The organism is Pedobacter psychrodurus, from assembly GCF_032678585.1.
Lineage (GTDB): Bacteria > Bacteroidota > Bacteroidia > Sphingobacteriales > Sphingobacteriaceae > Pedobacter > Pedobacter psychrodurus_A.
Genome location: NZ_JAVTSN010000093.1, coordinates 1 through 8,319 on the forward strand (window position 1 = coordinate 1; position 8,319 = coordinate 8,319).

Below are 8,319 nucleotides of genomic sequence, written 5' to 3' on the forward strand. Positions count from 1 at the left end.
AAATAAGCTATCTACAACATTATCATTTACACTATTTTCTGTGTCAATTTTTATCAACGATGAAGATTTGCTCACAAACTTGTGACACTTTTTTTTTGTGACAAAAAAAAATGTCACAAAAAAACTGTCACAAAATTTATTTGTAAAAAATTTAAGATTCTAGGACTTGGTAAATACAATATGGAGGTAAAATAATAAAGGGAAGCAGAACTTAATTCTACCTCCCTACCTTAAACTAAACATTACCTAATCAATAATGTAAATATTTTGGATGTTACTATAGTTTTTTACCGTCTCTTAAAAATAAGTTGGCAATGGTAACTACACTTGCTTTATCTAAAGGCTCATCAAAACTCTCTACTGCAATAGCTTTTGTAATACCTGCATTACCACCAATACCTACAATATTTGCACCAGCTTGTACGGTTAAATCTTCACCAGCATAAACAGCATCAACAGCAGCAACACCTGAATCATTTGCCTGTCCGGAAGCGCCAAGGCTAACCCATGGTTTGTAAACAGCTGTACCATTCGCTGCTGCAGTACGCATCTGGCGAATATGCGAAGCGTGACGCGCTTCTACAGAGTGGATCTGTAAAGCAGTTTGCAATACAGGACTACCCAATAAGTTTCCAGCTTGTCCTTTATATGCTCTAACACCTGTATCTTCAAAACCTTGTGCTACAGCTAAAAAAGTACCATAATCACTATAAACAGAAGCAAATGCCCCACCCGCCCTAAAATCAGTATCCGCGTAAGCGATAGGTGCGCGAGCTGAAGCGCCCAAGGCACCAATTAATAAATCAACGTGCGCTTTTTCGTGATCACGAATGGTAGTAATGGCAGCTTGGCTGGCTGCATTTGGAAAATTAAAAGTAACATCTGTTACAGCTGATCCGGGAGTTTTCCCAACAATACAGTGGTTATAAAAATGGTATTCCAAGTACTCTAACGATAAAGCAAAGTTTAATACATCTACAACTGCTGCAGGCAAAGTAGTTTGTCCGTAAGCTTTTTGAAACATTGAGCCTAAAGCCAGTGGCATAGCGGCCAATGAGATTTTTTTACCCATGTTGAAAAAGCTTTTCATTGCGGCTCTTCTCGGATTTAATCTCTCATAGATTTCACCATCAACTTTTTCAATTTCTTCTAATATATTTACGATATTCATGATTTTCTGATTTTAAAAATTAAAGATTGATTACATTAATTTTGGTTTTAACATATTTTCCGGCCGCGGCTAACACCTTATCTGGAGCTAATGCAGCATCCAAACCTGCTGAATTATTAGCGCCCAATGGTGCAAGGCTATTAAGGTCTGCAAATGATCCGTTTGAAATCAAATCACGAACATATGCTGCGTGACGGGCTTCAACCGAAACAATCTTACCAGCTAATAATAAATAGGCTCCAGTTTTAATTCTTGGTCCGGCACCGTTGTATGCTGAAACACCTAAATCTTCAAAAGCCATTGCAGCTGCTAATACGCTTGCTTCGCTGGTAAAATCAATTGAAGAAAAATCAACTTCTAAACTTCCGATTGCAGATGTCGTTAAAGCAGCTTTAAAAAACTCTCTGTGTGCAATCTCGTGAAACTGAATATCCTGGAAATATGCTTTTTTCGCAGCAGCGTTAGCACCCGTAAATTGAGTGTTACTATTGGCAACCTGAATATAAAATGCTGCCTCTAATTGTTCTAAAGCATAAGCATAATTCAATACACCGACATCATCTTTAAAATCTAATGTTACTCCCCCATTCATTGTTGGGTTATCGTAACCGCGGTCTTTTTTACAACCAGCTGCTACTAAAGCAATACCGGCAGCGCCTGCACCTGCATACTGAAGAAAAGATCTCCTGCCTACAGTTTTGTCAAATAAACTTGCTTCGCGAAGTTCACTTTTTGTTTCTAGTTCATTGTTTTTCATAGTCATCTATGTTTAGTGGTTTTGAATTCGTTTGATGATACATACGTGACAATTTGCATACTGGTTTTTTCGATTTGCATTTTTTTTTATAAGACCATTTTAATACATTCACCAACCTATAACTATGACTACATTAAAAGCCATTATTGTTGATGATGAGGAGTTTGCCCGATCGTCATTATTTTTTTTACTGCAACAGAATTGCGCACAGGTAGAGATTACCGGTATTGCAAGATCTGTAGCGGAGGCAAAAGATATTTTAGCACATCATCCTATAGATTTAATCTTTCTGGATATCGCCATGCCCGGAGGTAATGGTTTCGAATTAATCCCTGATGCACAAAAACACAATTCTGCTGTCATCTTCACCACCGCTTACGATCAATACGCCCTAAAGGCGATCAAAGCCAACGCACTCGATTATTTATTAAAACCTATTGATATTGATGAGCTTAAAATTGCTGTAGATAAGGTTTTTCAGCACATCAAACTTTTTAAAGGACAAAATGAAAACGATGAGCGAATCAATAATCTGGCTTCCAGTTTAAGCTCAAGATCAGAAATCAAGAAACTTACCCTTCCTTATGGTCAGGGTTTTAAAATGATTGATATTGACGACATTATTTATATTGAAGCGGATAGCAATTACTCTATAGTGCACTTAAATAACCACGATAAAATAACCGTTTCGAAGGTTCTACGCGAGTTTGAAGAACTTTTGCCAACCGATCAGTTTGTAAGGATCCATAAATCGAGCATCATCAACCTTAATCATCTAAAAGAATATAATTCTAAAAACGGACTTCAGGTTTTCTTAAAAAACGGAGAAAGCATGAACATTTCGAGAAGAAGAGCGAGCGATTTTTTTGAAAAAATAAAATTATTTACTAAAGCCAACAGTGACCATTAATCCACATATAAAAATTCTCTTAGCTAAACCGAAGTTAAACTTCGGACGTATTTTTTTTGTTTTTTTATTTTTGGTGTTTGCTTTGGCATTCCCCAAAATTACACTTGCGCAAACCACCTATCTTCCACATTACACCTCTAAAAATGGCTTGGCAAGCAACAACTGTTATTACATTTTACAGGATAAAAAGGGTTTTATCTGGATTGCCACCGACAATGGATTGAGCCGTTTTGATGGCACTAATTTTCAGAATTTTACCATCGAAGATGGATTACCAGATACCCAGATCCTTCAGATGAAAGAAGATAAAGAAGGGCGCTTATGGTTTTTCGCACTCAATGGTCAGCTGAGTTATTTAAAAGAAGGCAAATTTTACAACCAGGATAACGATGAGTTACTTAAAAAATTAAATTTCAATACGGTAATCGTTTCTTTTTTGGTGGATAGAATAGGGAAAATATGGTTGGGTACAAATGCCAATCTAATTGTTTGCTGGGATGGAAAAACGATCAAAAAATACATCTCCCCTAATCCTAATGATAAATTTATTAATGCCTTTATACATGAAGATGAACATGGAAATATATTTGCCTACAGCGACTTAAGCGTTCAGCGTTTTGACGGAAAAACCTTTTCCATGGTCAAATCAAAGGTACAACCACTCTCCTACATGACTGCTGCCAATTCTGCGCACAGATCCTTATATTATTTAGATTCTGGCGGCTTGAAACAATATCGGCATGAAACCATCAACGATCTCATCCCTATTCCACAGAACCTGATCAAAAACATGTCGGGATATTTTTATTACGACGTTGCGGGTAAAGAAGTTTGGCTATCAAACGCCAATGGTGCCTTTGCTTTAGATAAAAGCGGAAAAACTGTGCAATACCTACAAGATATACCGGTTAATCAAGTCATTAAAGACAGCAACCAAAATATGTGGTTTGCTACCAATCAGGGAATTTATATGCTCCCGAATGCAAACAACAGGTTGTCTATCATTGATGCAGAATCGGGATTAAGCAGTAACGTAATTAAAAGTATTACCAAAGATGGAAAAAACCGCCTCTGGTTGGGTACCGATGATGCTGTAATCGATGTATTAACCATCAACAATTATCAGGTGGATGAAATTGGTTTAGACGATTTTAAGAAGTATAAAACCATTAAACAGATTACCTTCGATCAGAAAGATCAATCGATCTATTTTGCGTCTGACTACGGAATGGGCGTTTTTAGAAACATCTACAATGACAATAACGAGGTCAAATATTTAAAGGAATCGAACAACTCCATGTTCGTAATTAAACATTTTAGCATCGGCCAAAATAACGATCACCTGGCCTTAGCCTTATCCTCAGGTGTTGTTTTTTTATCGGATAGAAGGAATAAGTTTGAGTTTAATGCAGCAAAATACCGCGAAAAAGAAGATTTCTTTAAAGATCGGTCCTACCATGTATTTTATGACCGAGAAGGCAGTTTGTGGTTTTCGAACATTAACGGTTTATCGCAATTTTCTAAAGGAAAGCTGATTAAACACTACGAAAATCATCCATTACTTACCAAGAGAATTAATGACATACAGCAATTACCGGATGGCACATTAATTTTAGCTACCGATGGTTATGGTTTAATCTTTTACAAAAACAATCAGATCACCAGGCAGATTACCCAAAAAGATGGTCTAACCAATAACATCTGCACTAAAATATTTGTAAAAAACAGCGAGATATGGGTATTAACCAATAAAGGCGTTAATAAAATTGCAGATTATCCTGATCAACCCAGTGTAGCCAATTTCGATTATGGAAAAGATCTTTTAAGTGATGACATCAATAGTTTGTTCATTGATGATAGTACCGCTTATTTTGCAACGAACAAAGGTTTAATCTTATTTAAATACAACAACAAAAACAGTATTAAAAACCTGCCTAAGGTATATGTAACCTCTATCATTAAGGATAACGAACGTTTACCTGTTGATCAGGGTAATTTTACTTTCGAAACGGGTAACAATACGATTCTATTCACTTTTAGCGCTGTAGATTTTACCACAAGTGATATTACCTATCGTTACCGGCTAAATGAAAATTCGGCATGGATAGAAACCAGAACAAGGCGTTTAGATTTCTCCTCCCTCCAACCTGGCGATTATGTTTTTGAGGTAAGTGCTAAAAGTCAGAACGGCAATTGGGGACAATCGGCAAAAATTTCCTTTTCCATTCAAAAGCATTTCTGGCAAAGCTTATGGTTCTTATCGATTTTAATACTGCTTGTCGCTTATATTTTCTATAAAGTGGCAGTTTACATTACCCGTAAGCAAAAAGATAAAGAGCAAGAGCAATTGTTGTTAAAAAACAAAGTTTTGATGTTGGAACAACAGGCCTTGCAGGCCATGATGAACCCGCATTTTGTTTTTAATGTAATGAATTCCATCCAGCATTATATCAATACGCAAAATACCGCCTCGGCAAACAAGGTGTTAACGGGTTTTGCCAGATTGATCAGAAAAAATTTAGAGATCTGTACGAAAAGTTATATTTCTTTGGAAGAAGAGCTAGAATACCTCAATCTTTACTTAAAACTCGAGAAAAACCGTTTTGGCGATAAACTGGAATATGTCTTTAATATTGATGAAGATATTGATAAAGAAGAAACCTTTATCCCCTCCATGTTGTTACAACCTTATGTAGAAAATGCGATATGGCATGGCATTATGCCAAAAGAAACAGGAGGCGAAATTCAGATCAACATTAAATTGCAGGATGAATTTTATCTGAACATCGAAATTATTGACGATGGGATTGGCATCGACAACTCTCTAAAAGAAAAAAAGGATACCCACATCAGCAAAGGCATGCAGTTGACAAAGGAAAGATTGCATCTTTTAGGTCAGATTGGAGCAAAACCTATACACTTAAACGTGAAGCAAAATACAATAAATGGTACAACAGTATCTATTTCTATACCGTTAAAATAGAAATTTTACCGTTTACTCAATTATTAATACCACTCACTAAATAGAATCATAATCCAACCCACTTTAGCCTTAAACTTGTCTTAGAAATAAACGATAGTGTTTATCAAAGACGTTCTTATAGAATTGATATAGATATTTAATAACCTAACCTAAAACTATATCTTAATTCAGGTTTCATTTGTGTGTTGAAAGCGGTCTTGTTTTAAAAGCGAGACCGCTTTTTTTATGCCCAAAAATTCTATTTTTGTATATGCCCAATCACAACATCACCAGGCACATCGAAGCCCTTGTATTTTCTTCCAGCCAAAGTATAGGTACACAAGAAATTATACTTGCCTTAAATGCTGTTTTCCAGGAAGAATTTGTAGAAACACAGGTTTTTGAAAGCATTGAACTGATTAAAGAAAAATACAGCCATGACGATTTTGCCATCGAATTGGTTTTTTTAAATAATGGCTATCAGTTCCTCACCAAAAAAGATTACCACGAAACGGTTAATCAACTTCAGCTGCACCGGTCGAAGAAAAAATTAAGTCAGGCCGCGATGGAAACCTTAGCCATTATTGCCTACCGCCAACCGATTACCAAACTGGAAATCGAACAAATCAGAGGTGTAAATTCAGATTATTCGGTACAAAGGTTATTGGAAAAAGAACTGATCAGTATCGAAGGTAAAGCCGAAACACCTGGCAGACCGATTCTATACACCACCAGCAGTTTATTTATGGATTATTTTGGATTAAATAACCTTAACCAGCTTCCCCAATTAAAAGACATCGTAAAAGAGGAAAATACGGTGGGAGAAAATGTGGAATAAATAAATTAATTTCTTTGCTTACAGATTGTTATTAAAAAAAGTTTTTTTGTATTTTTAAACTATAAAAGCAATTTTTATTTTTGTGTTATGAAAGCGCCAAAGAAACTACCAACAAAGCCGACTACCAAGAAACAGGTAGACGAAGATGATGATCTTGAAGATGATGACGATATTCAAACAACGAAAAAGAAGCCTCAAGACGACGATGATGATGATGATTTTGACTTGCCATTAGACGATCTTGACAACTTCGATAATTTCGATGACGACGACGACGATTATTAATATTTAAAAAAACATATATTTGAAAAAGCATCCTCCCGCTTGGAAGGATGCTTTTTATTTTAAAATCAGCCCATGCAAGTTATATCCGTAAGCAATTCATCATTAAAAAAAGATTTTCTAGATACGCCCAAACGCTTATATAAAAACGACAAAAACTGGATCTGTCCTTTAGACAGTGAAGTCGAAAATGTTTTTAACCCCGAAAAAAATACTTTTTTTGCCCATGGGAAGTGTACCCGTTGGGTTTTAAAAGACGATGCTGGAAAACTGATCGGTCGCATAGCAGCCTTCATTAATGAGAAAAAAGCCTATCATTACGATCAGCCAACCGGCGGAATGGGCTTTTTTGAATGTATTGATGATGAAAAAGCAGCCTTTCTTTTATTCGACACAGCCAAAGCCTGGCTAATCGAAAATGGCATGAAAGCAATGGATGGCCCAATTAACTTTGGCGAAAACGATACTTTTTGGGGTTTATTGGTAGAGGGCTTTACCCCTCCTTCTTTCGGCATGAACTATAACTTCCCTTACTATCAGAAGTTTTTCGACAAATATGGCTTCCTTACAGAATACGAGCAATTAACCAATCATATCAACCTTACCATCCCCTTCCCTGAGCGTTTTACAAAAATCGCCAATTGGGTAAGAAATAAACCAGGGTATACTTTCGAATATTTCAGCAAAGCCAATTCAAGCAAATACATCAACGATTTGATGGAAATTTATAACGATGGCTGGCAGGATTTTGAAAACTTTGTTCCTATTAAAAGGGAAACACTTGAAGAAAGTTTCAAAAGCATGGAACCCATTATGGATGAGAAGTTGATCCAATTCGCTTATTTTAACGGCGAACCGGCATCTTTTGTGGTTTTGATTCCAGATGCAAATCAAATGATCAAAGGTTTTGATGGTAAACTGGGTTTAATTGAAAAATTAAAATTCGCTTACCGCCGCTGGGTTGGTGTTACCCGCATGAGGGCAATTGTAATGGGTACCAAACCTAAATTCCAAAAGCATGGTTTAGAATCGGTACTTTTTATCCGTTTAGGTGAATATGTGCTCCCTAAAAACCAGTATAAGGAACTCGAATTGAGTTGGGTGGGCGATTTTAACGAACAGATGATTGCTATCCATAAAGCTACAGGTGCAACTTTTGGCAAAAAGCATTTAACAATGCGTAAGGTATTTTAATCTTAACAGGTCCTTCACTTGCCGAGGTTAGTGTCTCCACGAACCTTTTTTTATTTTTGACTCGGAATCACCGAAAACACAGATAAAATTAAAAAAGATCATTCATCGTCCTCATTTGTAACGGGGATGAAGGAGAAAGGCGATTTCATCGCCATCGAACTTCCTTATTTCGCATTACAAATGCGGACCTCGTTAATCCTCGTTG

7 protein-coding genes are annotated in these 8,319 nt (G+C 36.4%); 5 read left to right on the plus strand and 2 right to left on the minus strand.

Annotated elements, in window-relative coordinates; genetic code table 11:
- Window positions 1-277: 277 nt before the first annotated feature.
- Both R2S57_RS29915 and R2S57_RS29920 read right to left on the minus strand, forming a co-directional pair.
- Complete coding sequence (locus R2S57_RS29915) at window positions 278-1,171, minus strand: ferritin-like domain-containing protein (protein ID WP_316848574.1); 894 nt, start codon at window positions 1,169-1,171, stop codon at window positions 278-280.
- A 19-nt stretch (window positions 1,172-1,190) separates the two neighbouring features.
- Window positions 1,191-1,928, minus strand: coding sequence for a ferritin-like domain-containing protein (locus R2S57_RS29920; protein WP_316848575.1), 738 nt, complete (start codon window positions 1,926-1,928; stop codon window positions 1,191-1,193).
- A gap of 124 nt (window positions 1,929-2,052) precedes the next feature.
- Here R2S57_RS29920 and R2S57_RS29925 point away from each other — a divergent pair, with 124 nt between their 5' ends.
- The 5 genes from R2S57_RS29925 to R2S57_RS29945 all read left to right on the plus strand — a co-directional run bounded on the left by R2S57_RS29925 (window position 2,053) and on the right by R2S57_RS29945 (window position 8,114).
- Complete coding sequence (locus R2S57_RS29925; protein ID WP_316848576.1) at window positions 2,053-2,838, plus strand: LytTR family DNA-binding domain-containing protein; 786 nt, start codon at window positions 2,053-2,055, stop codon at window positions 2,836-2,838.
- A gap of 73 nt (window positions 2,839-2,911) precedes the next feature.
- Window positions 2,912-5,821 (plus strand): two-component regulator propeller domain-containing protein, encoded by a 2,910-nt coding sequence (locus R2S57_RS29930; protein WP_410479121.1) that lies wholly within the window; start codon window positions 2,912-2,914, stop codon window positions 5,819-5,821.
- 250 nt (window positions 5,822-6,071) lie between these two features.
- Window positions 6,072-6,638 carry an SMC-Scp complex subunit ScpB gene (gene scpB, locus R2S57_RS29935; protein WP_316848578.1) on the plus strand — a complete coding sequence of 189 codons (567 nt, stop codon included), beginning with the start codon at window positions 6,072-6,074 and terminating at the stop codon, window positions 6,636-6,638.
- A gap of 87 nt (window positions 6,639-6,725) precedes the next feature.
- Window positions 6,726-6,923 carry a hypothetical protein gene (locus R2S57_RS29940; protein ID WP_316848579.1) on the plus strand — a complete coding sequence of 66 codons (198 nt, stop codon included), beginning with the start codon at window positions 6,726-6,728 and terminating at the stop codon, window positions 6,921-6,923.
- Between the two features lie 72 nt (window positions 6,924-6,995).
- Window positions 6,996-8,114 carry a GNAT family N-acetyltransferase gene (locus R2S57_RS29945; protein ID WP_316848580.1) on the plus strand — a complete coding sequence of 373 codons (1,119 nt, stop codon included), beginning with the start codon at window positions 6,996-6,998 and terminating at the stop codon, window positions 8,112-8,114.
- The last annotated feature ends 205 nt before the right edge of the window (window positions 8,115-8,319 follow it).

What these genes read in the sequence shown, in the direction of transcription:
- R2S57_RS29940 (WP_316848579.1), top strand. Translation starts at nt 6,726, where the DNA reads ATGAAAGCGCCAAAGAAACTACCAACAAAGCCGACTACCAAGAAACAG.
- R2S57_RS29945 (WP_316848580.1), top strand. Translation starts at nt 6,996, where the DNA reads ATGCAAGTTATATCCGTAAGCAATTCATCATTAAAAAAAGATTTTCTA.
- R2S57_RS29920 (WP_316848575.1), bottom strand. Translation starts at nt 1,928, where the DNA reads ATGAAAAACAATGAACTAGAAACAAAAAGTGAACTTCGCGAAGCAAGT.
- scpB (WP_316848578.1), top strand. Translation starts at nt 6,072, where the DNA reads ATGCCCAATCACAACATCACCAGGCACATCGAAGCCCTTGTATTTTCT.
- R2S57_RS29925 (WP_316848576.1), top strand. Translation starts at nt 2,053, where the DNA reads ATGACTACATTAAAAGCCATTATTGTTGATGATGAGGAGTTTGCCCGA.
- R2S57_RS29915 (WP_316848574.1), bottom strand. Translation starts at nt 1,171, where the DNA reads ATGAATATCGTAAATATATTAGAAGAAATTGAAAAAGTTGATGGTGAA.